At 34.4% G+C, this 26,104-nt stretch carries 25 protein-coding genes and 1 pseudogene; 10 read left to right on the top strand and 16 right to left on the bottom strand.

All coding sequences use genetic code 11. From position 1 onward, the window contains the following. Positions 1–33 precede the first annotated feature (33 nt). Positions 34–549 carry an RNA polymerase sigma factor gene (locus tag LX95_RS12770; RefSeq protein ID WP_111541853.1) on the bottom strand — a complete coding sequence of 172 codons (516 nt, stop codon included), beginning with the start codon at positions 547–549 and terminating at the stop codon, positions 34–36. Positions 550–845: 296 nt separating this feature from the next. On the opposite strand from LX95_RS12770, the gene ffh reads away from it, so the two are divergent. After that, complete coding sequence (ffh, locus tag LX95_RS12765; RefSeq protein WP_111541852.1) at positions 846–2,174, top strand: signal recognition particle protein; 1,329 nt, start codon at positions 846–848, stop codon at positions 2,172–2,174. Positions 2,175–2,229: 55 nt separating this feature from the next. Continuing rightward, positions 2,230–3,120, top strand: a complete 891-nt coding sequence (locus LX95_RS12760; RefSeq protein ID WP_111541851.1) for a bifunctional 5,10-methylenetetrahydrofolate dehydrogenase/5,10-methenyltetrahydrofolate cyclohydrolase — start codon at positions 2,230–2,232, stop codon at positions 3,118–3,120. Positions 3,121–3,147: 27 nt separating this feature from the next. On the opposite strand, the gene LX95_RS12755 is transcribed toward LX95_RS12760, so the two are convergent. The 9 genes from LX95_RS12755 to LX95_RS12715 form a co-directional block, all read right to left on the bottom strand. Beyond that, a complete protein-coding gene (locus tag LX95_RS12755; RefSeq protein WP_245924779.1) occupies positions 3,148–3,558 on the bottom strand; it encodes a YkvA family protein in 411 nt (136 codons plus the stop codon). A 2-nt stretch (positions 3,559–3,560) separates the two neighbouring features. Further along, positions 3,561–4,637 carry an AI-2E family transporter gene (locus LX95_RS12750; protein ID WP_111541850.1) on the bottom strand — a complete coding sequence of 359 codons (1,077 nt, stop codon included), beginning with the start codon at positions 4,635–4,637 and terminating at the stop codon, positions 3,561–3,563. 4 nt (positions 4,638–4,641) lie between these two features. After that, the gene (locus LX95_RS12745; protein WP_111541849.1) at positions 4,642–5,064 is read right to left on the bottom strand and encodes a VOC family protein; all 423 of its coding nucleotides are present in this window, start codon (positions 5,062–5,064) and stop codon (positions 4,642–4,644) included. Between the two features lie 4 nt (positions 5,065–5,068). After that, complete coding sequence (locus tag LX95_RS12740; protein WP_111541848.1) at positions 5,069–5,308, bottom strand: DUF7218 family protein; 240 nt, start codon at positions 5,306–5,308, stop codon at positions 5,069–5,071. A 49-nt stretch (positions 5,309–5,357) separates the two neighbouring features. Then, on the bottom strand, positions 5,358–6,158 hold the full coding sequence (rluF, locus tag LX95_RS12735; protein WP_111541847.1) for a 23S rRNA pseudouridine(2604) synthase RluF: 801 nt from the start codon (positions 6,156–6,158) through the stop codon (positions 5,358–5,360). A 10-nt stretch (positions 6,159–6,168) separates the two neighbouring features. Then, entirely contained in the window at positions 6,169–7,005 is an 837-nt protein-coding gene (locus LX95_RS12730) for an alpha/beta hydrolase (protein ID WP_111541846.1), read from the bottom strand. 27 nt (positions 7,006–7,032) lie between these two features. Beyond that, positions 7,033–7,218 carry a hypothetical protein gene (locus LX95_RS12725; protein ID WP_111541845.1) on the bottom strand — a complete coding sequence of 62 codons (186 nt, stop codon included), beginning with the start codon at positions 7,216–7,218 and terminating at the stop codon, positions 7,033–7,035. An 80-nt stretch (positions 7,219–7,298) separates the two neighbouring features. Further along, a complete protein-coding gene (locus LX95_RS12720) occupies positions 7,299–7,913 on the bottom strand; it encodes an inorganic diphosphatase (protein WP_170116618.1) in 615 nt (204 codons plus the stop codon). Positions 7,914–7,931: 18 nt separating this feature from the next. After that, on the bottom strand, positions 7,932–8,492 hold the full coding sequence (locus tag LX95_RS12715) for a hypothetical protein (RefSeq protein ID WP_111541843.1): 561 nt from the start codon (positions 8,490–8,492) through the stop codon (positions 7,932–7,934). A 141-nt stretch (positions 8,493–8,633) separates the two neighbouring features. On the opposite strand from LX95_RS12715, the gene LX95_RS12710 reads away from it, so the two are divergent. Then, on the top strand, positions 8,634–9,266 hold the full coding sequence (locus LX95_RS12710; RefSeq protein WP_111541842.1) for a 7-carboxy-7-deazaguanine synthase QueE: 633 nt from the start codon (positions 8,634–8,636) through the stop codon (positions 9,264–9,266). Positions 9,267–9,319: 53 nt separating this feature from the next. Here LX95_RS12710 and LX95_RS12705 read toward each other — a convergent pair whose 3' ends face one another. Then, complete coding sequence (locus LX95_RS12705) at positions 9,320–9,859, bottom strand: DUF2911 domain-containing protein (protein ID WP_111541841.1); 540 nt, start codon at positions 9,857–9,859, stop codon at positions 9,320–9,322. Between the two features lie 191 nt (positions 9,860–10,050). On the opposite strand from LX95_RS12705, the gene gyrB reads away from it, so the two are divergent. The 6 genes and pseudogenes from gyrB to secDF all read left to right on the top strand — a co-directional run bounded on the left by gyrB (position 10,051) and on the right by secDF (position 18,244). Continuing rightward, positions 10,051–11,988, top strand: a complete 1,938-nt coding sequence (gyrB, locus tag LX95_RS12700; RefSeq protein WP_111541840.1) for a DNA topoisomerase (ATP-hydrolyzing) subunit B — start codon at positions 10,051–10,053, stop codon at positions 11,986–11,988. Positions 11,989–12,084: 96 nt separating this feature from the next. Continuing rightward, a complete protein-coding gene (locus LX95_RS14655) occupies positions 12,085–12,246 on the top strand; it encodes a hypothetical protein (RefSeq protein WP_170116617.1) in 162 nt (53 codons plus the stop codon). A gap of 32 nt (positions 12,247–12,278) precedes the next feature. Next, positions 12,279–12,983: pseudogene (locus LX95_RS12695) on the top strand (DUF6588 family protein); the annotation flags it as partial. A gap of 17 nt (positions 12,984–13,000) precedes the next feature. Beyond that, on the top strand, positions 13,001–14,008 hold the full coding sequence (locus LX95_RS12690) for a DUF6588 family protein (RefSeq protein WP_146240791.1): 1,008 nt from the start codon (positions 13,001–13,003) through the stop codon (positions 14,006–14,008). 118 nt (positions 14,009–14,126) lie between these two features. Beyond that, entirely contained in the window at positions 14,127–15,053 is a 927-nt protein-coding gene (mdh, locus tag LX95_RS12685) for a malate dehydrogenase (protein WP_111541837.1), read from the top strand. 158 nt (positions 15,054–15,211) lie between these two features. Beyond that, positions 15,212–18,244 carry a protein translocase subunit SecDF gene (gene secDF / locus LX95_RS12680; RefSeq protein WP_111541836.1) on the top strand — a complete coding sequence of 1,011 codons (3,033 nt, stop codon included), beginning with the start codon at positions 15,212–15,214 and terminating at the stop codon, positions 18,242–18,244. 353 nt (positions 18,245–18,597) lie between these two features. On the opposite strand, the gene LX95_RS12675 is transcribed toward secDF, so the two are convergent. The 5 genes from LX95_RS12675 to folE all read right to left on the bottom strand — a co-directional run bounded on the left by LX95_RS12675 (position 18,598) and on the right by folE (position 22,453). Further along, the gene (locus LX95_RS12675; RefSeq protein WP_111541835.1) at positions 18,598–19,092 is read right to left on the bottom strand and encodes a DUF192 domain-containing protein; all 495 of its coding nucleotides are present in this window, start codon (positions 19,090–19,092) and stop codon (positions 18,598–18,600) included. A 6-nt stretch (positions 19,093–19,098) separates the two neighbouring features. Beyond that, positions 19,099–19,926 carry a prolipoprotein diacylglyceryl transferase gene (gene lgt / locus LX95_RS12670; RefSeq protein WP_111541834.1) on the bottom strand — a complete coding sequence of 276 codons (828 nt, stop codon included), beginning with the start codon at positions 19,924–19,926 and terminating at the stop codon, positions 19,099–19,101. A gap of 76 nt (positions 19,927–20,002) precedes the next feature. Then, the gene (gene yidD, locus LX95_RS12665) at positions 20,003–20,242 is read right to left on the bottom strand and encodes a membrane protein insertion efficiency factor YidD (protein ID WP_111541833.1); all 240 of its coding nucleotides are present in this window, start codon (positions 20,240–20,242) and stop codon (positions 20,003–20,005) included. A 9-nt stretch (positions 20,243–20,251) separates the two neighbouring features. After that, positions 20,252–21,742 (bottom strand): cysteine--tRNA ligase, encoded by a 1,491-nt coding sequence (gene cysS / locus LX95_RS12660; protein ID WP_111541832.1) that lies wholly within the window; start codon positions 21,740–21,742, stop codon positions 20,252–20,254. Between the two features lie 33 nt (positions 21,743–21,775). Further along, complete coding sequence (gene folE / locus LX95_RS12655; RefSeq protein WP_111541831.1) at positions 21,776–22,453, bottom strand: GTP cyclohydrolase I FolE; 678 nt, start codon at positions 22,451–22,453, stop codon at positions 21,776–21,778. A gap of 273 nt (positions 22,454–22,726) precedes the next feature. Between folE and LX95_RS12650 the strand changes: the two genes are divergently transcribed. Further along, on the top strand, positions 22,727–26,104 hold a 3,378-nt coding region (locus LX95_RS12650; RefSeq protein WP_146240790.1), incomplete at its 3' end, for a choice-of-anchor L domain-containing protein.

Raw genomic sequence — 26,104 nt, 5'->3', positions numbered from 1 at the left:
AACAACAACCTTGCAATTTATCCTACTTCTTTTTTAAATTCCTTTTATTTCTTTACGGATTTTTTTCAAGGCTCCATAAATTCTCTTCTCTACTGCTTTTTGAGAAATATTGAGGATTTCTGCAATCTCCTTGTGTTTTTTACCTTCAGTACGATTTAGCAAAAAAGCAACCCGTTGGGATTCGGTAAGGCTAGCAAGTGCTTTTTGATATTTTTTGAGGTATTCCTGTTCCTCTAATAAAAATTGAGGGTCTTGATGATCTTGATGCTGGGTTTTTCTTTTTTCATATTTCAACACTACTTTTTGATGTTTTACCTCATTAAGCATAAGGTTATTTGCGACAGTGAAAAGAAAACTCTTTGCTTTACTAGGCGGAACCTTTTTGCAATTTTGCCATAACTTTACAAATGCTTCTTGCATTTTATCCTCTGGCTGAAGCAGTTCTCCAAACTTATAATATAGAAAATCATGAATGTTTTTAGCGTGTTTTTCATATAAGCGAGCAAAAACACTCTCTTCGCAAACATGGTCTTGTAAATTTTTGGTCATATGAGTTGGAGTTTTCCGTAAAATTAAAAAAAAATATGAGTTGCTATTAGGAGTTTTTGTAAATGTGTTGTTATATAGATAATTAACCCTTTTGAAAAACTTTTTTTATAAAACTAGACCTTTTGTAAAAAATGAACGCCATAGAAAGTAAATAGTTTTTTGTTGTTTTGGTAAAAAGACTGTCAATTTATTGTCAGTCTTTTTTGCTTTTATAAATTTCTATTTTCATGCATTAAGACTTTATAGTTAAACATCTAATCCTTAACTTTGCAAATCTTAAAAATAGAAGAAAGACTATGTTTGATAATTTAAGTGATAAGCTAGATAAAGCATTACACGTCTTAAAAGGACACGGACAGATTACTGAGGTTAATGTAGCCGAAACCTTAAAAGAGGTGCGTCGTGCCTTAGTAGATGCCGATGTGAATTATAAAATTGCCAAAGAGTTTACCAGTACGGTAAAAGAAAAGGCTTTGGGGCAAGATGTACTTTCTAGTCTTAAGCCAGGACAATTAATGGTGAAGCTTGTTAAAGATGAGCTTGTTAAATTAATGGGAGGCGAAGTTGCTGGGATTAATCTTTCTGGTGACCCAAGTATTATTTTAATGTCAGGTCTTCAAGGTAGTGGTAAAACTACTTTTTCTGGTAAACTAGCTAATTTCTTAAAAACAAAGAAAACAAAGAAACCTCTTCTCGTTGCTTGTGATGTTTATCGTCCTGCGGCAATCGATCAATTACACGTAGTTGGTGATCAAATAGGTGTTGAGGTATTTTCAGATAGAGAAGAAAAGAATCCAGTAGCTATTTCAGAAAAGGCATTGGCTTATGCTAAAGAAAATGGGCATAATGTAGTTATTATAGATACCGCAGGTCGTTTAGCTGTAGATGAAGCGATGATGACCGAAATTTCTAATATTCATAACGCTATCCAGCCACAAGAGACTCTTTTTGTGGTAGATTCTATGACGGGGCAAGATGCTGTAAATACAGCTAAGGCCTTTAATGATGTATTGAATTTTGATGGGGTAATTCTTACCAAATTAGATGGTGATACTCGTGGGGGAGCAGCAATTTCTATTAAATCTGTAGTAAATAAACCAATTAAGTTTATTGGTACAGGAGAGAAAATGGAAGCAATAGATGTGTTCTATCCAGAGCGTATGGCCGATCGTATTCTTGGGATGGGAGATGTTGTATCTTTAGTAGAGAGAGCGCAAGATCAATATGATGAAGAAGAAGCTAGAAAACTTCAAAAGAAAATTGCCAAAAATCAATTTGGATTTGATGATTTCTTAAAACAAATTCAGCAGGTAAAAAAGATGGGGAATATGAAAGACCTTGTCGGAATGATCCCTGGTGCGGGAAAAATGATGAAAGATATAGATATAGATGACGATGCTTTTAAACATATTGAAGCTATTATTCATTCTATGACACCCGAAGAAAGAACTCAACCTTCAGTAATCAACGCAAGTAGAAAGAAACGTATAGGAAAAGGTTCTGGGACTTCAGTAACACAAGTAAATCAACTGTTAAAGCAATTCGACCAAATGAGCAAAATGATGAAGATGATGCAAGGTGGGGGCGGAAAGCGTATGATGCAGATGATGAAAGGAATGCAATAAATGACTAATTGGGGCTAAAGTGCAAAAACTTTAGCCCTTTTTAATTCTTATAAGAATGACAATTTTAGACGGAAAAAAAGTTAGCAATGACATTAAAAATGAAATTGCTGAAGAAGTTTCAAAAATGAAACAAAAAGGGGAGAAGGTTCCTCATCTTGCGGCAATCATCGTAGGTAATGATGGAGCAAGTAAAACTTACGTGAATAGTAAAGTTAAGGCATGTGAACGTGTAGGATTTGAGTCTACCTTAGTAAGAATGTCTAGTACGACTAGTGAAATAGAATTGTTAGACAAAATAGAGGAATTAAACCAAGATGATAACATTGACGGGTTTATTGTGCAATTGCCTTTACCTCCTCAAATAAATACACAACAAGTCTTAATGGCGGTTGATCCAGATAAAGATGTAGATGGTTTTCATCCAACTAATTTTGGTAAGATGTCTTTAGATATGACTTCTTTTATACCAGCAACTCCTTTTGGGATTTTAGAGCTTTTAGAGCGTTATGATATTCCTACGAAAGGAAAGCATACAGTAGTAATTGGTAGAAGTCATATCGTAGGTAGGCCTATGAGTATTTTAATGGGAAGAAGTGGTTTTCCTGGTAACTCTACGGTAACTTTAACTCATAAGTATACTAAAAATATAACTCAGATTACTTCTCAAGCCGATATCATTATTATTGCAGTAGGTATCCCTCATTTCTTAAAAGCAGAAATGATAAAAGATGATGCTGTAGTAATTGATGTGGGGATTACTAGAGTGCCAGATGAGACCGCAGAAAAAGGTTATGTGATTACTGGAGATGTAGATTTTGAGAATGTAAAAAATAGAGCTTCACATATCACTCCAGTACCTGGAGGAGTGGGGCCAATGACAATCGCTATGTTGCTTAAAAATACATTATTGGCGAGAGAACGTCATCGTCTAAGAGAAAGATCATAAAAAAAAGCCTCCAACTGGAGGCTTTTTTTATACAGGTTGTTCTGCTTCTTCAATTTTCCAATCTAAGTAAGAATGTAAATCTGTTTCTATAAATCTAAGAGCAAAAGTTAATACACTCAAATCATCTATATAACCCAAGCCTGGTATAAAATCGGGCACAAGATCAAAAGGGTTCAAAACATATAAAAGTGAAAATATGATAGAACCTATGGTAAACCAAGGAACTTCTCGATATAATCCATTTCTATAATCTTTCAACATTTTTAGCATGAGCTTGGCTAAAGAGGCATATTTTTCGAGTACACCAGAATTAGCAATTTTTTGATCAATTTGTTTTTCTTTTGAAATGGTAGTATCTAGATCTTGTGGAGATACTTCAGATGCTTGCTTTCTTACAAAAGCTTCATCAACTTCTTTGTTTCTGTTAAATATTCCCATAGTTATAGTTTTTTAGATTCTGCTTTTTTATCAAGTTCTTCGTCTTCTGCTTTTGGGATTGATTCGTGAGTATTACTTTTTCCATACTCCTTCTTGTATATTTTAACAATAAGTAAGAATAAGGATACTAATAGAGGTCCGAATATAAGACCTATAAACCCGAATAATGGAACACCAACGACAACTCCCAAAAGCGTAATTAGTGGATGTACGTCTGATAGTCTTCTAAGTACATATAACCTAATGATATTATCAGTACTTCCAACAATTACTGTTCCGTAAATTAAAATAGCTACAGCTTGCCAGTTGTTCCCTTGTGCAAATAATAAGATCGTTACTGGTAAAATACCTATTGCAGTACCTACAAATGGAATCATAGAACCTATAGTGGTAATGACAAACCAAAAGAACGGATCTGGCACACCAAAAATAAGAAATCCAATAAGAGCAATGATACCTTGACATAGAGCAACTAAAGGAATTCCTATAGCATTGGCCTTTACCATTTCTGTACTTTCCTTGCGAATAAGGCTTAAATTCTCTGCGTTTATTGGTACATATTCATTGATAGATTCGCCAATTTTTTTTCTATTAGTGAGCAGGTAGTAGAGGAGAAAGTACATAATTCCTATTGCGATAAAAGCATCAAAGGTACCCCCAGCTAAACTTTGTAAATTGTTAGATACCCAACTTCCTATCTCACTCGTATTAATTTGATTGGTAAATTCGTAATTGGCCGCGTGTTCCCAATCGGTCATTTGTTGCTTAAAGGCATTGACAACTTTTTCTGAATTATTTACCGCTTTCCCTATTTTTGAAGTGAGCATAAGTACAATTCCAGAAATAGGAATTAAAATTCCGATAAAGGAAAATATCATAAGTACCGCAGCAGCCAAATCTTGGTTCCATCCTCTTTGAACCAATTTAGACATCCATTTTTTAAGAAGCACATAGAATGTGATTGCTCCTAAAACACCTGATAGGTACGGAACCATTTCTATAAAAATGAGGTAACCTATAACTAAGATGAGTAATAGGGTGAAAATTTGTCTAACAAATTCAGGTTGTAGTTTTTTCATATACTTAAGAAGCAAATAATTGGTCGGGATCTTTAAAGGCCTTAAACTCTAATGCGTTTCCAGAAGGGTCAAAGAAAAACATGGTCATTTGCTCGCCAGTTCTCCCTTTAAACCTAGTGTAAGGCTCAATTTCAAATTCAATTTCTTTTTGTTTTAGTTGATCAGCAAAAGATTGAAAAATATCCCAAGGTAGTACTACACCAAAATGAGGAACAGGTACATTTTTTCCATCTACAGGATTTTTAGTTGAAGCCAAGTGCTCGTTTTGGTCTAAATGAATAACTAGTTGATGCCCAAAAAAATCGTAATCGACCCAATGATCACTACTTCTGCCTTCTTTGAAATGGAGGGTATCGGTATAAAATTCTCGAGCAGATTTAAGGTCTTTTACGGGAATGGCTAAATGAAATGGAGGCACTTTTCTCATAGACTTAATTATTTCTTAGCGCTTTAATTAATTCTTCTTTATTCATTTTTGAACGATCGTCAATCCCAACATTTTTAGCTTGACTGTAAAGCTCTTCTTTTGTCCAATCTTCATACTTTTTAGCTTTACCTCCTTTTTCTCCTGAATTTGGGGTGTTCGCTATTCTTGCAGATTTTTCTTTGCTATAGCCTTTATCTCTTAAAGCTTCGTATTGGTCTTCGTTTTTAATTCTTGGCTTTTCCATTTTTTATTTAAAGTTACCAAGATCAAATTATAAAACCCTTAAAAATATGTTAGTTTTTTCCTCTGTTTCTTGAAGATCTGTCAAACTTTTTAGAAGTAGCTTGTTGAGGCTTATTTCTAGAGGCTTCTTCGGTTTTACTAGAAGACGAGATGAGTGCGTTTAATTCTTTTAATTCTTCAGTGGTCAAATCTCTATACTTGCCCACGGGAACATCTAATTTGATGTTCATGATTCTAATCCGCTTTAGTTTAACTACTTCATAATCTAAATATTCACACATACGCCTAATTTGTCTATTGAGACCTTGCGTAAGTACAATTCTAAATTCGTGCGAACTCACTTTTTCTACATCACATTTTTTTGTTACTGTATCAAGAATAGGAACTCCATTAGACATTCTTTCAATAAAAGCATCGGTCACAGGTCTTTTTACTTTTACCAAATATTCTTTCCCATGATTATTTCTTGAGCGTAAGATCTTATTCACAATATCTCCGTCATTGGTAAGTAAAATAAGACCTTCACTAGGTTTATCTAACCTCCCAATTGGAAAAATACGAGTAGGGTAATTAATATAATCTATGATGTTATCTTTTTCTACAGAAGTATCGGTGGTACAAACAATTCCTATAGGTTTGTGAAACGCAATGTAAACTGGTTTTTCTTTTGGTACAATTAACTCGCCGCTAACTCTTACTTCATCACCTTCAGCGATTTTTGTTCCCATTTCTGGAACTTTTCCATTAATGGTCACTTTGCCTTCTTCAATTAATTTATCGGCTTTTCTACGAGAACAGAAGCCTGCTTCACTAAGGTACTTGTTAATTCTGGTGAGGTTTTCTTGCGACAAAATGTACGATTTAGTTATTGATAAAATTTAGAATATTGTTATGTATAGAATCATTATTTAAAGAGTGTCCAGCACCTTCGGTAATGATAAGCTTAGAGTTTTTCCATTCATTATTAATTGCCTTAGAGGCAGAAATGGGTGCGATCTTATCATATTCATCGTGAATAATAAGTCCTGGTTGTCTTATTGCCTTTGCAAATTTTGCAATTGAAAATTCTTTAAAGCGATACCCAAGCTGTTGATGAAAGTAGTCTTCTAAACTTTTCATTACTCGAGGTTTTAACTTAAGAATTTTTTGATAGTCATCCATAATGGAGCTCAGCTCAGACGGCGGACCTAATAGAACCAACTTTTCAACATTATTATTATATTGATGCTGATGAAAAACTGTTGTCATAGCACCAATACTGTGACCCACAATAATACTTGGTGTAATTTGATTAACCATTTCCTGCAAAGCGCTTGCGTAAAGAGGGACATTTATTATTTTTCCTTCAGAATAACCGTGAGCAGGTGCATCAAAAGCGAAAATATCATAATCTTCCTTCTGAAGTTTTTTTATAAATTCTTCCCAACGATGTGTATTACTTTCCCAGCCGTGCACTAATAAAATTCTTTTTTTGCTTCCTGGCCATCTGTAGGTTTGTATTTTTTTATTCTGAAAATTAAAAACTTCCGCTTTAGCGTTGTTTAAAAAATCTTCTTGTTCTGGTTTTACTCGTCCTCTTCTTGGCGAACAAAATAAATAAAAAGCTTTAGAAGCTGCTTTTTGAGGTTGAATAAGATGCTGTGAATTAAGTTGCATCCCTATAATCTTAGGCAGATATTTTTGAAATTTCTTTTTCATTCGCTAAAGCGGAAAATTAATTATATACTAAACCTCGTCGGTGTCTTTCTTTCTCTTAACAATACCAATTCCTGAAAGGAAAAATATTAAACCTATAATTGCAAAAGCCCACGGACTTAAACCTATGTTCATTTCTCCAAAAATACCAAATACTCCAATTACTAAACAAATCATTCCGGCAACGGTAAGTACAATCCCTAAAATTTTAATCATAATAAAAAATTTGGTTAGAGGTTAAAGTTATGGAATACTTACTTTTTCCCATTTTTAATTAACATTTCCTAAAGGAAATATTAATGTTTACTCCATTTTTTTATGATGCTTAAAGCGGTATCTTCTCCATTAAAACTCAAAATAGTTACTTTATCATTCGGGTTATAGTTTTGAAACCATAAAGAAATCATTTTCCTTATTTCTGGATAGTTTAAAGAAAGTTCTTCAAAATTTTTGACAGGCAAAATTTGCTGTGCTAATTGAGCAGGGACTGCGATAATTTTATCATCAGACTCTCCATTATCATCCAATCTTAAAACTCCAATTGGGATAACTTTTATAATACTTCCGCTAGGTGTACTTTCAGATAAAACGAGAATGTCTAGCGCATCGCCATCACCTCCCTTTTTTGGGTCTGAATAAGTGGAAGGTATAAAACCATAATTTCCTAAATAAGGAAGATACTCAATACTTCTTGGCTTGTGATTTATAGAATCTACTATAAACTGTCTGCGTTGAATATGATATTCTATTTTTTTGTTAGTTCCAGCAGGAATTTCAATAACAGCTTGAAGGGTGTCATTAACAAATGTGGGGAGATTATAATAATCTACAGCCTTTTTACTGGGTTCTCTTACTTTTTCTTTGCAGCTTAAAAAGCCTAAAAAAATGAAGACTAGGGTAAGGTATTTCAAGAAAATGTTGTTTTAAAATTACTTCCAGCCAATCCAAAAATGCTTAATTTTAGCTTCATCGGGAATTTGGCTAGGTTCAATAGGAATGTCTGTATTGTAACGAGCGTCTCCTTTAATGTATTCTTTATCTATAGTTACGTAAGTGTTTATTTCGTCTAAAAAAATTACAGCCGTACGTAATGTGTTTTCGATTCTAGAAATCTTATAATTGGTAGAGATATCTTTAAAAGTGCTTTCTAAACCAAGTCCTTTTCCTGTTTTAAAGCGATTATCTTTAATTTGAATGTTACCAATTGTACTTGTGCTGTCAAATTCTTTCACAGGGTCTAATAAAAGAAGTTCGTTTCCTTCTTTATCGTAAATGGTTACCTCATTACTTTTTGAAAATCCGTTTTCTACAGCTTTTTTAACAATAGAATCACCTGAGAAAACAGAATCTAAATCTTTTAACTGAGTATCAATATTTAGTTTACCTACATTTCCTTGAGAAATCAAAAAAGGATTTACTTCTTTCTCGTTAGAGCAAGAAGTGAATATAGTGGCAAATAAACAACCAGCTAAAATGTATTTTTTAACCATAACGAGTTAGTTTTTATAACGAGATGTAAAAATATGAATAGTATTTTTCTCGTAGAAATTTATAGAACATTATCTTGAATGTTTTAAGGTTTTAATCTATTCATTAAACTTTTGAATAGGATTGACTATCTTTGTGCGCTTATGAAGAAAGAAGAGATAGAAAAGCTTGTAGAGAAAGGAGAGATGTTGCCCTTAATGGAGGAGTTTTATACCATTCAAGGAGAAGGATATCATAAAGGTACGGCAGCTTATTTTATAAGAATAGGAGGTTGTGATGTTGGTTGTCATTGGTGTGATGTAAAAGAAAGTTGGGATGCAGAAAAGCACCCGCCTACGGCTACCAAAACCATTGTGGATAATGCATTAAAATACAGCGATACCATAGTAATTACCGGTGGCGAGCCTCTTACTTGGGATATGACGACAATCACTAAATCTTTAAAAGAAAAAGGAGCTAAAACTCACATAGAAACTTCTGGAGCTTATAAGCTTACAGGAGATTGGGATTGGATTTGTTTATCGCCTAAAAAGCTAAAATTGCCAACTGCAGAAGTTTCAAAAAAAGCACATGAGCTAAAGGTAATTGTTTATAATAAGAGTGATTTCGCTTTCGCGGAACAACAAGCCGAAAAGGTTGGTGAGAACTGTATTTTATATTTACAGCCAGAGTGGAGTGTGAGAGATAAAATTGTTCCTCTCATTGTAGAATATGTAATGAAAAATCCTAAGTGGAAAGTGTCTTTGCAAACCCATAAATATCTAAATATTCCGTAATAAAAAAAGCCTCAATTTTTTGAGGCTTTTTTATTTATAAAATGTTCTAATTCTTATTCAGCATTTTTAAAAGGAATTTCCACATAGGTATCATCCCATCCCATTAATAAATTTGCGCCATTGTCAATAGGTTGAAAAGCCATTGAAAAATCTTCAATAGTCGCAGCAGCAGTTCTTGCTGGAGCCTTGATCCTGATTAAATCTTTTTCTGAATCATAATTACTTGCAGTCCCCCAAATATTTATATTCTTATTAAGTATGATTGTCCATTCTGTTTTGTTAGGAATGGTGTACAAGCTGTAAGTTCCTGCAGGAATTTTTTGCCCGCTTATAGACATGTCATTATAGATTGTAATTTCAGTAGCTTCATTAGCTCCGGTTCTCCATACTTTTCCGTAAGGAACAAGGTTTCCAAAAATATCTCTATCATTCTTGCTAGGTCTACTGTAAATCACTCTAGCCATAGGAGAGTGGTTTTGATTTCTTATAATCGTCACATCCATAGGACTTTTGTCTATATCAGAGAAATCTTGTGCTGTAAGATTTGGGATCGTAAGAAATGCTAATAATAAAACGTAAATTGTATTTTTCATAAAGTAAGTTTCAGTAAAAATAACTTTTAAAATATTTCTTTTAGTTAAAGATTCCAGTAAATTTTGTTAATTAAAATCTTTTAAGGTTGTGTTTTAAATGTTAATAACTTCAACTATTGTAGAAGGTAATGATTTCCGTAACAACTTGGCTTTTTCTATATTTGTTTTTGGTATGTTAATTTTTGATATATATGAGCGAAGAAGTTAAGAAAAGTTATTCAGCCGATAGTATTCAGGCATTAGAGGGAATGGAGCATGTAAGAATGCGTCCATCTATGTATATTGGAGATGTTGGAAATAGAGGTTTGCACCATTTGGTTTATGAGGTGGTAGATAACTCTATTGATGAGGCTATGGCTGGTCATTGTGATGCTATAGATGTAGTTATTAACGAAAATGGGTCAATAACGACTAAAGATAACGGTCGTGGAATCCCAATTGATATTCATAAAAAAGAGGGAGTTTCTGCTTTAGAGGTTGTAATGACTAAAATTGGAGCAGGAGGGAAGTTTGATAAAGATTCTTACAAAGTTTCTGGAGGTCTTCATGGTGTAGGAGTTAGTTGTGTGAATGCTCTTTCAGATCATTTACATGCTGTTGTGCATAAAAATGGGAAAATTTGGGAACAAGAGTATGAAAAAGGAAAGCCTTTATATCCTGTAAGAAATGTAGGAGAAACAGAGTTTAATGGTACAGTGGTTACCTTTCAGCCAGATCCTACTATCTTTAAAGACGGAACAAGGTATAATTATGATACACTTGCAAGTAGATTGCGAGAGTTAGCGTTTTTAAATAAAGGAATTAAAATTTCTTTAATTGATAAGCGCGAAAAAGAAGAAAACGGAGAATTTAAAAGTGATCATTTTCACTCTGAGGAAGGTCTTAAGGAATTTATCCGTTTCTTAGATGGTACGAGAGAGCCAATTATTGGTGATGTAATTTCGATGGAGGGTGAAAAAAATGACATCCCTGTTGAGGTGGCTATGATTTATAACAACTCATACAATGAGAATTTACACTCTTATGTAAATAACATTAATACTCATGAAGGTGGAACTCACCTTTCTGGATTTAGAAGAGGGCTTACATCTACCTTGAAGAAGTATGCAGATGCTTCTGGAATGTTGGACAAGCTTAAGTTTGAAATTGCAGGGGATGATTTTAGAGAAGGTTTAACAGCTATTGTCTCTGTAAAAGTAGCTGAGCCTCAATTTGAAGGTCAAACAAAAACCAAGCTAGGTAACCGTGAGGTGACATCGGCAGTTTCTCAGGCAGTTTCAGAAATGTTAGAGATTTATTTAGAAGAAAATCCTAACGATGCTAAAACGATAGTTCAAAAAGTAATTTTAGCTGCTCAAGCTCGTCACGCTGCAAAGAAGGCGAGAGAAATGGTGCAGCGTAAAACTGTAATGAGTGGTGGTGGTTTACCGGGAAAACTTTCAGATTGCTCAGAGCAAGATCCTGAACAATGTGAAGTGTTCTTAGTCGAGGGAGACTCGGCAGGTGGAACTGCAAAGCAAGGGCGAGATCGTAATTTTCAAGCTATTTTGCCGTTAAGGGGTAAGATTTTAAACGTTGAGAAAGCGATGCAACACAAAGTTTTCGAAAACGAAGAAATAAGAAATATTTATACTGCTTTAGGGGTAACCATAGGGACAGAGGAAGATAGTAAGGCGCTTAACCTTTCTAAATTACGTTATCATAAAATTGTTATTATGTGTGATGCCGATGTAGATGGTAGCCACATTGCAACTCTTATATTAACATTCTTCTTTCGATATATGAAAGAGTTAATTGAAGCAGGGCATATTTATATTGCAACGCCTCCTTTATATTTAATTAAAAAAGGTAGTAGAAAACGTTACGCTTGGAGTGAGAAAGAGCGTGATGAAATTACCAAAGAGTATGCGGGTAGTGTAGGTGTTCAACGTTATAAAGGTCTTGGGGAGATGAATGCAGAGCAATTATGGGATACTACGATGAATCCTGAGTTTAGAACATTACGCCAAGTTACCATAGATAATGGAGGAGAAGCAGACCGTATTTTCTCTATGTTAATGGGGGATGAAGTTCCGCCAAGAAGAGAGTTTATTGAAAAAAATGCAGTTTATGCAAATATTGATGCTTAATTAAAAGCAATTTTAAAGAATAAAAAAGTCCGTGTTTTTATGAAATACGGACTTTTTTGTGCTAATTTTCAAATCTCCTAACTACATTCTTATAAAATGAATAGAACTTTTACGGTTATAATCTTTCTTATTGCAATAACCACTTACGCTCAAAATGATGTGAGTGAGTTTGCTGAAAACACTGTAGAAGATGTGACTATGTTTGGTAAAGCGTATGCTAATCTTGCTGCAAAAGGGATGAAAGTAAGTTTACATTAAATACTTTAGATTATAATAATGTACGTTTTGAAGACGGTTCTACAAGTAAAGAAGTGCCGACGATTTTTGGAGAGAATGAGGCAGATATTGTAGCTTTGATTGATTATAATTTGAACGGGGAGAAGGAGCCCACTGCGATTGAGCTTCCTAATGGAATTGATGATAATGTAGATTATGCTCCAAATGTTTTTTTACAAGCGAGTATAGGTGTTTTTGAAGCTAAAGAGGTTAAAGTGCGCTTTGCGCCTAAAATTATGTATGGTCGTGTAGAAAAACAATTATATGGTTTTGGACTTCAGTACGAATTTTCAAAATGGTTCAGTAAAGAAAAGACGTTTCCAATTTATATGTCTGTCCTTGTAGGATATACAAAATTTAACGGTTTTTATGATGTAAAAGAATCTGGAAAGCAAGATGAGAATCAGGGAATTGATACTAAGATAAATACATGGAATTTTGTGGTAATTGGGTCAACAAAATTTGAAAAACTTAATTTTTACGCCGGTCTGGCTTATCTTACAGCTAAAGCGGACACGAAGTTTGATGGAGTTTATCAATTAGAAGAAGAGTATGCAGCATTTCAGGATTTAGTAAATAATTTTTCTGTAGAAAATAATAACTCCGGAATTAGCGGAACGTTTGGTGCTAATTATAAATTATCGAATATAGTCTTTAACCTCTCTTACAATATCCAAGAATTTTCTAACGTTACTTTTGGAGTAGGTTATTTTTTGTAAACCCCTAAATATATAAAATGAAAAAAATCTTTTTAATAATGTGTATTCTAGCAGGAAGTTTATTGTCTGCGCAAAATAGTATACAGGAACTGTTAACTGCGGGAGTAGAAGATACCGAAAGCTTTATGGCTTCTTATTTTAAACCAGGTGCTAGAGGTGCTCTATATGCAGTGAATGCAGGTTGGTATAATTCCGCGAAAGCGAAAAAATTCTTAGGTTTTGAGATTTCAATCATCGGAAATGCATCTCTAGTCGATGATGAGAAAAAGAGTTTTTTATTAAAAACAAGCGATTACAATAACATTAGATTTTCTTCTGGTCAAAATGAAATGGAGGTAGCTACTGTGTTTGGTGTTAATGAGCCCGAAATTTATGTGTTGATAGATTATACGGCGCCAGATGGAAATGTGGGTACGGCAAGAATTATGCTTCCGCAGGGAGCGGTTAACCAATCTTTAAATGCCGTGCCGGCAACCTTTGTGCAGGGTTCTATAGGTTTGTTTAAAGGATTTGAGTTTAAAGCTAGATTTTCTCCAGAAATTGAATACGATGATGTCACTACAAATTTGTATGGTGCAGGGGTGCAATATGAATTTACCAGTTTAGCTCCAGCAGATAAAATTCTTCCAATTGCTATTTCTGGTTTAATAGGTTATACTCATTTTGATGCAAAATATGATTTGGATCAAATGCTTGTTCAAGGAAATGGAGCAAATGTGAACACAAGTTTAAATACCCTTAATTTTTCGGGAATCGTTTCTACAAATTTGCCAGTTATTAATTTTTATGGAGGACTTAACTATATGACAGGGAATGCAAAAAGTAACCTTGACGGAACTTTTGTTCTTCTTGAAGGAGAGCTTGAGGGGCAAACCGTAAAAAATCCAATAGGAATAAAAAACAGTATAAATGGTTTCTCGGCTACGTTAGGATTTAATTTAAAAGTTGGCTTTGCAGGTTTAAACGCTTCTTATAGCTTTCAGGAATTTGATGCGGTTAGCGTCGGACTTAATTTTGGGATCTAACAAAAATGATGTATTGGGTTAAACTTTAGAGGTCATTTAACCTTACATTATTATAAAAAAGTAAAAGCTTTTCGTATTTTAGCGACTTTAAAATTAATCACTTAAAACTTATCATATAATGAAAATTACAGTTGTAGGCGCAGGAGCCGTAGGAGCAAGTTGTGCAGAGTATATCGCAATTAAAAACTTTGCTTCAGAAGTAGTATTGTTGGATATTAAAGAAGATTATGCTGAAGGTAAAGCAATGGATTTAATGCAAACCGCTTCGTTGAACGGATTTGATACCAAAATTACTGGAAGTACAAACGATTATTCAAAAACTGCAGGAAGTGATATCGCTGTAATTACTAGTGGAATTCCGCGTAAGCCAGGAATGACGCGTGAAGAGTTAATTGGGATAAATGCAGGAATCGTAAAAGAAGTTTCTTCAAATATTATTAAGCATTCTCCAGATGTAACCATTATTGTAGTAAGTAATCCTATGGATACTATGACTTATTTGGTACACAAAACAACCGATCTTCCTAAGAACAGAATTATTGGTATGGGAGGAGCTTTAGATAGCGCACGTTTTAAGTACCGTTTAGCGGAAGCTTTAGAAGCGCCAATATCTGATGTGGATGGAATGGTGATTGGTGGTCATAGTGATAAAGGTATGGTGCCATTAACTAGATTAGCAACAAGAAATAGCGTATTGGTTTCTGAATTTATCTCGGAAGATAGGTTAAGTCAAGTTTCTGAAGATACTAAAGTGGGTGGAGCTACCTTAACTAAAATGTTAGGTACTAGTGCTTGGTACGCACCAGGAGCAGCGGTGTCTGGTTTGGTTCAGGCTATTGCTTGCGACCAAAAGAAAATTTTCCCTTGTTCTACTTTACTTGATGGAGAATATGGTTTAAATGATTTATGTATTGGAGTTCCTGTAGTATTAGGGAAAGGTGGAATTGAGAAAATTGTAGAGATTAAGCTTGATGAAGCAGAGATGAATAAATTGAAAGAAAGTGCAGAAGGAGTTAAGAAAACAAATGGTTTATTAGAGCTATAAGCACTTAAATTTTACAAATAATTTACAAGCCTGTTGAGATTTCTATCTTAACAGGCTTTTTTTGTGAAATTTATCTTAAAAAAACTATTGCCATTTCTTTTTTGAAACCCTATATTTGTCCGTTTTTAAAATAAGATTAATCAATAATTTAAGTAATAATGCAGAATAAGGGAATCATAAAGCTCTTCGCAATTTTATTCGGATTGGTAAGTATTTATCAATTGTCGTTTACTTTTATCGCTAACAGTGCAGAAGATGATGCGGAAGCTTTTGCAGCTCAAAAAATAAGTAGTGAAGTAAAAGATTACTCGGCTCTTAGAGAAATTGAAGAGACAAGGTACTTAGATTCAATTGGCAATAATGATATTATTGCAGGAATCACTTACAACACTGCAAAAGATAAAGAACTTAATAAAGGTTTAGATTTAAAAGGAGGTATCAATGTAATCTTACAAATTTCTGTAAGAGATATTTTGAGTGAGTTAGCAAACAACTCAAAAGATCCTGCTTTTATGAAAGCTTTATCAAGAGCAGATGAGTTACAAAAAGATAGCCAAGATGATTACGTAGACTTGTTTTTTCAAGCATTTGAAGAAACTCCAGATGCACGTTTAGCTTCTCCCGATATTTTTGCTAATAAAAACTTAAGTGATGATATTACTTATGAGATGGATAACTCTCAGGTTAAGCCAATCGTACGTAAGAGAATAGACGAGAGTATTACTTCTGCTTTTGAGGTTTTAAGAAAACGTATCGATAAGTTTGGGGTTACACAGCCTAACATTCAGCGTTTAGGAAATTCTGGAAGAATTTTAGTCGAATTGCCAGGAGCAAAAGACATTGAGCGTGTTAAAGGTTTATTACAAAGTACTGCTCAATTAGAGTTTTGGCACGTATTTAAAGGACAAGAATTAGCGCCTTTTATCAGTCAAGCTGATAGCAGATTAAAAGAAATTTTAAAGCCAGAAACAGAAACAGAAACTGAAAAAGAGGTAGATTCTACAGCTACAGATTCAACAAAAGTTTCTCAAGATGCAGACATTGAAGATCTATTGGCAAATGCAGAGGAAGAAGAAGATGCTGCAGATGCTACTCAGAATAATCCACTTATCGGACTTATCAAAGCAGGTGGAGGACAAGGACCAGTAATTGCAACTTTTTCAGTAAAAGATACTGCTTTAGTAGGTAAGTATTTAAGAATGTCTCAAGTAAGATCTTTATTGCCTGCAGAACAGCGTTATGCTAAGTTTGTTTGGGGTAAATCTGCTGAAGAGGATGAGTTAATCGACTTGTATGCTTTAAAAGCAAATAAAGCTAACGAACCTGACCTTAGCGGAAGTGTGATTACAAATGCAACACAAACTTACGATCAGTACGGAGGAATTGCAGTTTCTATGGAAATGAACGGGAAAGGTGCTAAGAAGTGGGAAGAAATGACTACTAAAGCATTTAATGAGCGATCTCAAATTGCCATTGTTTTAGATGATATTGTATATTCTGCTCCAGGAATTTCTACAGGACCAATTTCAGGTGGAAGAAGTGAGATTACAGGAGATTTTTCAGTAGTTGAAGGGCAAGATTTAGCAAATGTATTAAGAGCAGGTAAATTACCAGCTTCAGCAGATATAGTACAAAGTGAAGTAGTAGGACCATCTTTGGGTCAAGAAGCTATTGATAGCGGTATTTTATCTTTTATTATAGCTCTAGGCTTTGTATTAGTTTGGATGGTATTTTATTATGGTAAAGCCGGTGCTTTTGCAGATGTTGCATTAGCAGTAAACATTTTATTTATTTTCGGAGTTTTAGCAGGGTTAGGAGCTGTACTAACACTTCCTGGTATTGCAGGTATTGTTTTAACTATTGGTATGTCAGTAGATGCGAACGTTCTTATATTTGAAAGAATTAGAGAAGAGTTAGCAAAAGGAAAAGCTCAAATAGACGCCATTAAAGATGGATTTAAAAATGCGCTTTCTTCAATTTTAGATGCTAACATTACCACAGGTTTGACGGGTATTATCTTATTGATTTTTGGAACAGGTCCTATTAAAGGTTTTGCGACAACTTTATTAATAGGTATTTGTACGTCTTTATTTACAGCAATTTTCATCACTCGTCTATTTATAGATGGTTATGGTAAAAACGGTAAATCTTTAGCGTTCTCTACGGCTGCAACTAAAAACCTATTCCAAAATGTAGGAATTAAATTTATTGCAAAAAGAAAATTAGCTTATATCATTTCAGCAGTTGCTATTGTGGTAAGTTTAGGTTCATTATTTGTAAATGGTCTTAACCAAGGAGTTGACTTTGTAGGAGGAAGAACTTACACGGTAAGATTTGATCAAAGTGTGAATGCTACTCAAGTTGAAGGTAGATTAATTGAAACTTTTGGTAGTGCAGAAGCAAAAACTTTTGGTTCTAATAATCAGTTAAAGATTACTACAAAATACAAAGTAGAAGAGGAAGGTACAGAAGTAGATAATGAGATTTCTAGAAAGCTATACGAAACTCTTCAGCAGGATTTACCAGAAGGCTTAACTTATGAGCAGTTTAATGTATCTAATGGTGGGGAAAGTACTGTAGGGGTAATGTCGTCTATGAAAGTAGGTCCTACAATTGCAGATGATATTAAGAGTGCTTCTTATTTTGCGGTTATAGGTTCTTTATTAGTGGTGTTCTTGTATATCTTATTTAGATTTAGAAGATGGCAATTTAGTTTAGGTGCAGTAGCTGCAGTATTCCACGATGTATTAATTATACTTGGTGTATTCTCTCTTTGTAGAAATATAATGCCATTCAGCATGGAGATTGATCAGGCTTTCATAGCAGCTATTCTTACCGTAGTAGGATATTCATTGAATGATACGGTGGTTGTATTTGATAGAATTAGAGAATATTTCAATGAGCATAAATCTTGGCCATTTAGTAGAACCATTAATGCAGCATTAAATAGTACTATAAGTAGAACTATTAATACCTCTTTAACTACTTTAATTGTGTTGTTAGCAATCTTCATATTTGGAGGTGATAGCATTAGAGGCTTTATGTTTGCGCTTATTATTGGTGTAATTGTAGGTACATATTCTTCATTATTTATTGCAACGCCAATTATGTATGACACAGCAAAAAATAAGAGTGAAGATTTATTAGCTAAAAAAGAAGAAGAAACAGAAGAAGGAGAAGAAGTAATTTAATTCCTTCCATCTCTATAAATAAAAAGCCTTCTCAATTTGAGAAGGCTTTTTTGTTTGTTGATTTTTCATTTCTTATTATTCATAAGCTTAAGAGAAATAAAGATGATTTTTCTATTTTGTTTTTTTTCAGAATAGCTAATAGTTTTTTTCAGACAGTTAATGGTGATTTGAAAGTTGATTAAAAGATTTCAAACTGACACTGTTTTTTGGCCCTATATATTGATTATAAGTGGTGATGGGACAGCTGATTAATCTTAGAGAGTATTTTTAAATGTAGTACTGTTTAGGAATCCCTACCTTAAATAATTCTAAGGTTTAACTAATTCAATCCCTACTAAATTTTGGAAATTGACTTAATTTAAATGTAAAATAATCGAATCTCCTTTGCTAATATTCCATGCTTGAGCTTTGTTTCCATTCACTTCCAAAACATACTGAGCTGGCGCTTGTGAAGGAATAGGGGACTCATTTAAAGGTTTTGCATCTCTATTAATATCTACCACTATATTATTTGAATTAATGTATATCAAGTCTAAGGGGATATAGGTGTTTTTCATGTAGAAATTGGGTCGGGGTCTTTCATTGTTATACATGAATAACATACCTCGGTTTTCCTGCATTTGCTTACGATACATCAATCCTGTTTGCTGCTCGTATGAACTTACTGCAGTTTCAATTTCTAAGTGTTTTAATGTATCTTTTTCTGCATTGACAAAATAAAGCTCTCCGTCTTTTTGAAAGGTGATTTCAGGAGTAGTGATCACTTTATTTTTTGGATTTTCCTTACAGGCAGTAAGCGTTAATACAATTCCGCCTAAGAGCGAGAGTTTTTTAAGTGTTTTTCTCATGATAAATTACGCTGTAGCTGAAGTAGTTTTCGGTTTTCTGAAAATTAAATATAATCCAATAATGATAAATGGAATACTTAACCATTGACCTGTGTTTAAAGCCCAAGTAGCTCTGTTTTCTACCTGTGCCTCTTTTAAAAATTCTACAAAGAACCTAACCGACCAAAGTAATACTAAAAAGACTCCAAAGATAAAACCAAGCTTTTCTCTTTTGTCAGTTTTCCAGTATAAGAACATAAGAATAATAAAGACAATAACATAGCAACCCGCTTCGTATAGTTGTGCAGGGTGGCGAGCAAAGTCTTCTCCTAGTTGCGCAAAAATAACTCCGTAATCTGAATTTGTAGGCTTCCCAATAATTTCAGAATTAATGAAATTACCAATTCTAATAAAAACGCCCCCACTTGCTACGGGTATCACAATGCGATCTAAAATCCATAAGATAGGTTTTTTTACTACTTTTTTAGAGTAAAAATACATCGCTAAAATAACACCAATTGCTGCACCGTGGCTTGCGAGACCCTGAAAACCAGTAAACTCAAACTCAGGAACAAATCTTGCTGGTAAAATAATAGAAAGCGGATCTTCAACAAAAAGTTCGGGTTGATAAAATATCACATGACCTAATCTTGCTCCGGCCAATACTGCAATCACCGTATACATAAAGATGGCGTCTAGTTCTTTTTGCCCCATACGTTCACGCTCAAGAATGTTTTTCATCAAGTACCAGCCTAAAGTAAACGCAACTAAATACATAAGACTGTAATAGCGAATCATAAAAAAACCTAAATCGATTCCTTTAGAGGGATCCCAAACAATGGCACTTGTTAACATGAAGTATAGTTTAAAATTGAAGCGGTAAAGATAAAAATATGAATTCGTTTACACGGAATTTCAATCAGTTTTATGTTTATTTTCTCTTTGGCGGAACTGGGTCATAACCAGAACTACCCCAAGGATGACATTTGCTAATTCGTTTTATTGAAAGAATGAAGCCTTTAAAAACTCCGTGAGTAATAAAAGCTTCTTTCGCATACGCGGAACAAGTGGGTTGAAACCTACAAGAAGCCGGGGTAAGTGGGGAAATAAGACTCTGATAGATTTTAATAAGAGCTAAAAAAGGAGTAATTAAAACCTTTTGAAAGTCCATAAAACTAATTTATAAGGTAAACGAAGTCCCTTTGCGACTATCTTTAAGCTCAATGTTTAGTTTTGCTAATTCATCTCTAATTTGGTCGCTCAAAGCAAAATCTCTATTCGTCCTAGCTTTATTTCTTAACTCGATAAGTAACTCCACCAAATTTTCGAGGCGTGTTGTGTTATTATCGTTTACATTATTATTTGAATTGGTAGGAACTAAACCTAAAACATCAAAAGAAAATTCGTGCATAGTTTTACTAAGTAACTCTTGATCTTCTTTGGTGATTGTTCCTTTTTCTGCAACAATAGAATTGATTTGTTTTACAGCATCAAATAATTTTGCAATTAAAATAGGGCTGTTAAAGTCGTCATTCATTGCCTTATAGCACTCTTCTCTCCATTGCTTTACGTCGAAACTAGAATCAGCATGGTTTTTTAATTGAGGGATGATTGCAATTGCATCCATCAATCGTTGAAAGCCTTTTTCTGCAGCAGTTAAAGCTTCATCAGAAAAGTCTAAGATACTTCTATAATTTGCTTGTAACATAAAGAAGCGAGCCACAGAAGGACTGTATGATTTGGAAAGTACATCGTTGTTCCCTGTGAACAAATCTTCAGGTAGAATATTATTACCGGTACTTTTTGCCATTTTTTTCCCGTTAAGGGTAAGCATATTGGCGTGCATCCAATAATTTACAGGATCTTTTCCTGTCGCTGCTTTTCCTTGAGCGATTTCACATTCGTGATGAGGGAATTTTAAATCCATTCCGCCGCCATGAATATCAAATTCTTCTCCAAGATATTTGGTGCTCATTACGGTACATTCTAAATGCCAACCTGGAAAACCAACACTCCACGGGGAGGGCCAACGCATGATGTGTTGCGGTTCGGCTTTTTTCCAAAGCGCAAAATCTTGCGGATTTTTCTTGTCAGATTGAGCAGCCAATTCTCTAGTATTGGCGATCATATCTTCTAGTTTTCTTCCGCTAAGGATACCGTATTCGTTAGATTCGTTATATTTTAGAACGTCAAAATAAACTGAGCCATTGGCTTCGTAAGCTAAACCTTTGTCTATAATATCTTTGATGATTTCAATTTGCTCAACAATATGTCCTGTAGCGGTGGGTTCAATACTGGGTGGTAAATTATTGAACTTGTGTAGTGTATTGTGAAAATCTACAGTATATTTTTGAACCACTTCCATGGGTTCAATTTCTTCAAGTCGCGCTTTTTTAGCGATACGATCTTCACCTGTTTCGGCATCATTCTCTAAGTGACCAGCATCGGTAATATTTCGTACATAGCGTACTTTGTATCCTAAGTGCTTTAAATACCTAAAAACCAAATCGAAAGAAATAAAAGTTCTACAATTTCCTAAATGAACATTGCTATATACCGTTGGCCCGCAAACGTACATGCCTACGTATCCATCGGTAATAGATTGAAAAACTTCTTTTTCGCCTTTAAGAGAATTGTATATTTTTAATTCTTGTTCTTGGTATAAAGCCATAAGGGTAATCGTTGATTTTAGATTTTTAAGTTGTTAAAAATCAGTATCCATATTAATGTAATCTAAAAACTCTCTTTTGGTAGCAGGTTCTTTAAATTTTCCTCCAAATTCACTTGTTACAGTGCTGCTTTCTATATCACGTATTCCTCTACTGTTTACGCAAAGGTGTTTTGCATCAATTACACAAGCAACATCTTTTGTTCCTAAAACTTCTTGCAATTCATTAACGATTTGCATGGTCATACGTTCTTGTACTTGAGGGCGTTTGGCGAAAAAGTCGACAATACGATTCATTTTAGAGAGGCCTACAACAGTTCCATTAGAAATATAAGCTACATGAGCTCTTCCAACGATAGGTAATAAATGGTGTTCGCAAGTAGAATAAACAGTAATGTTTTTTTCTACTAACATCTCTCCGTATTTGTATTTATTTTCAAATACTGAAGCTTTTGGTTTACGCTTTGGATTTAAGCCTCCAAAAATTTCTTGAACAAACATTTTAGCAACACGTTTTGGAGTGCCTTTAAGACTGTCATCTGTAAGGTCCATTCCTAAAGTCTCTAAAATGCGATTAACATCCTTTTCAATTAAACCAATTTTCTCTTCATCAGAGATGTCAAAAGCATCTTTTCTGATGGGATTTTCTGTGCTTGATGCAATATGGTTATCTCCAAACTCTTCTATATTGTCCAATATGTTGTCTATTTTCATGATTTAAGTCTGCTACAGCAATTTAAAGATGCAAAGATAAAGAAATTACTTTTTATATAAACTGAATATTGGGTTAACTTAAGAAATGACAATTATTAACTTTTCTTTAATATTTTTTTGTTATTTTTCAGGTTTTAAATCCGTAATGAGGTCTGTAATTGTTAAATTATTAAATGATTGATAGGGGAGATTCTCGTTGTGGATTGTTGTATTGATACTAAGAAACCAATGTAGGTTGTCTTTTTTTAGACAATTTAACTTTAAACCAACCATATGAAAGCAAAACTACTATTATTATGTATTTTCCTTAGTTATTCATCTTTTCAGGTATTTGGGCAGGATGTATTATTGGGAGATGCATCTAATGTTTCTCAATGTACAGGAAATTTTTATGATTCTGGTGGTAATACAGGGAATCATGCAACAAATGTAACTAATACAATTACAATTTGCCCCGACGAAGATGGGCAATATACAACCATTAATTTTCCTCAATTCCAATTAGGTGCGGGTAGTTCAATGACTATCTATAACGCTAATACTGCAAACCCGGCATTTGAGATAGGTCAATTTACAGGAACAGATTCTCCTGGTTTTGTTAGGGCTACATCAGAAAGCGAAGGAGGTTGTTTAACTATAGTGTTTGAAGGGGGAGATACAGCTGCTCCAGGATGGAATGGATTTATTAACTGTTCTCCTCCTAATATTATCTCTGGATATGACTACCAGACTACAGGTGAATATATACAGTGCTCTGGTAATTTTTACGATAATGGAGGTCCAACAGGAGGATATCAAGATAATGGTACAGAGGTAACCACTATTTGTTCTTCAGACCCAGATTTGGTAACTCAGGTAATATTTACTTCTTTTTTATTAGCGAACGGAGAAGTCTTAAATGTATACGATGGAGACTCTACAAGTGCTCCTTTATTAAGCTCACATCAATTTGGAGATTCGCCGGGTATGGTTTTCGCTTCCGCGGATAATACCTCAGGTTGTTTAACTTTTGAATTTATTACTGATGGAAGTACTTCTCCATTACCTGGTTGGCAAGCAGAGGTTTCTTGTAGAGAGCCTTGTGAACCTATTATAGCTCAGATAGATGATGTGGGGCCTGGAGATTTTACAGGAATCGTCTATAATGTAGGTCAAAGCCAGGTAATCACATTTGAAGGAAGTGCAGTTTTTGGTGATGCAGATCCTACAGGAGCCACTTACGAATGGGATTTTGATAATGGGCAATCAGGAACTGGAGAAACTGCTACAACTACATTTACAGGTACCGGAACGTATATCGTAGAATTAACGGTAACGACTGCAGACGGTTGTACAGGTGTGGTTACTCAAACCGTAGAGGTCTTTTCAAACTTTATAGACGTAGACGATTCTTACACAGATGAAGAATTAATAGATATATTAATAAGCGGTACTTGTGCAAATTACTCCAATATCACTTCAGTATCTTCATCTACACCACAATACGGTTATTTTACAGCTCAATACTCAGATTTCCCGTTTGAAGACGGTATTGTAATCAGTACAGGTTTTGCGCAAAACGCAGAGGGTCCAGATGATGGAGTTTCAAGTGATAATACGGGTACAGGAAGTGATCCAGATTTAGTTGCCGCTATAAATACGCCTAATACACTATATGATAGGGCTTATATTCAATTCGAGTTTGTGCCTTATGTAAGTGAAATCAGCTTTAACTTCATCTTTGCTTCAGAGGAGTATATAGATCCATATTCATGTACCTATTCAGATTCTTTTGCTTTTTTACTAACGGATTCTAATGGAGTAACTACAAATTTAGCAGTTCTTCCGGGTACAACTACGCCAATAGCAGTAACTAATGTGCATCCAGCAAATGGTTCTTGTGGGGCGGTAAATGAAGAGTATTTTGGGCAATTTAATGGGCAGGCAAATTCCGCAATAGAATATGAAGGACAAACCGTAGCTTTAATTGCACAAGGGGTTGTGAACCCAGGAGAAACTTATACCATAAAATTAGTAGTAGCAGATGAAAGAGATCCTACCTATGATAGTGCGGTATTTTTAGAAGCAGGCAGTTTTGAGCTAGGCGCAAATTTAGGTGAAGATGTTGTTCTAGATAATGAAGAACTAGAATTTTCTGTTCCTTGTGAAGGCGATATTGTTGTTTTAGATCCTTTTGAGAATGTAGACCTTATACCAGGAGCTACTTTTACTTGGTTTTTTAATGGTGAAGTGATACCTGGAGAAACAGGAGAAACTTTAGAGGTTACCGAAGAAGGTAATTATGGAGTAGAGGTCTTCTTTACGGAAACATGTACAGGAACAGATGAGATATTTGTAGATTTCTTAATAACTCCAGATCCACTGCAATTTAATCCTGTTTCTATTATAGAGTGTAACCCAGGAGAAGAAGTAACTGTCGATGTTGATTTAACTCAAAATAATAATGAAGTTATAGGAAATCAAGATGCAGGAGATTTTATAGTTACCTATTATAATACACAACAAGATGCAGAAGATGGGGAAAGTGAAATTATAAATCCGTCACAATATCCTGTATCAGCAGGCACTTCAGAAATAGTATTTGTAAGAATTGAAGGAGTGGAAAGTGATGAAAATTCAGTTTGTTTTCAAGTAGGTTCTTTTGAAGTTTCTTTAGAGGGAATATCGGTAGGAGAAGATATAGAAGATCTTGAAGAATGTGATGATGATAACGATGAAGTTGCTATTTTTGATTTAACACAAAATGATGCTTTAGCATTAGATGGATTAGATTCCGATGATTATACGGTGACTTATTATGAAACTCAAGAGGCAGCCGATTTAGGGTCTCCTGAAATCTCAACTCCAGGAGCTTATGAAAATGTGAATGCTAATCCTCAGCAAATTTTTGTAAGAGTTGAAGATAACGAAGATGAAGACTGTTATGATACGGGTGTATTTACCGTAGAAAGTTTCTCCATAGGAGAAATTAATGCTATGGAGGATATTGCAAATTGCGAAACAGTGGCTAGTCCTATGAATTTTGATTTAACCATTAACACTCCTTTAGTGTTAGGAGATCAAGATCCTATTGATTTTACAATTACTTATTACAATACCCAAGCTGAAGCGGATGCAGGAACAGGTAATATTCCAGATCCCGTAAACTATGTTTCTGCTCAAGAAAATGATTGTGAGACCATTTATGTGCGTATAGAAAATAATAACTCAATAGACTGTTATAATACAGGAACTTTTGAAGTTTGTAGATATTTGATTACCATTGGCAGCACATTAACAGATATAGAGGAATGTGATGAAGATAATGATGGAGATGGGATTTTTGATTTAACAGAAAACGAAGACTTGGCTTTAGACGGACAAGATGCGGGATCTTATACGGTGACTTATTATGAGAGTCAGGCTGCTGCTGATGCTGGAGCTCCAGAAATCGCTACGCCTACTTCCTATGAAAATGTAAATGCTAATCCTCAAGAGGTTTTTGTACGTGTAGAGAACAATGAAGATGAAGACTGTTATGCTACGGGTAGTTTTATGGTAGAGAGTTTTGAAATCGGAGAAGTGAATCCTGTAGAAGACTTAGAAGAATGTGATGTTACGGGCTCAGGATTTACTTTTGATTTAACGAGCAATACGCCTTTAGTTTTGGGC

The sequence above is a fragment of the Mesonia algae genome (assembly GCF_003253545.1).
In the GTDB taxonomy this organism is placed as follows: domain Bacteria; phylum Bacteroidota; class Bacteroidia; order Flavobacteriales; family Flavobacteriaceae; genus Mesonia; species Mesonia algae.
Note: the sequence above shows the minus strand (reverse complement) of the source record. Positions and strands in the feature narration are given on the sequence as shown.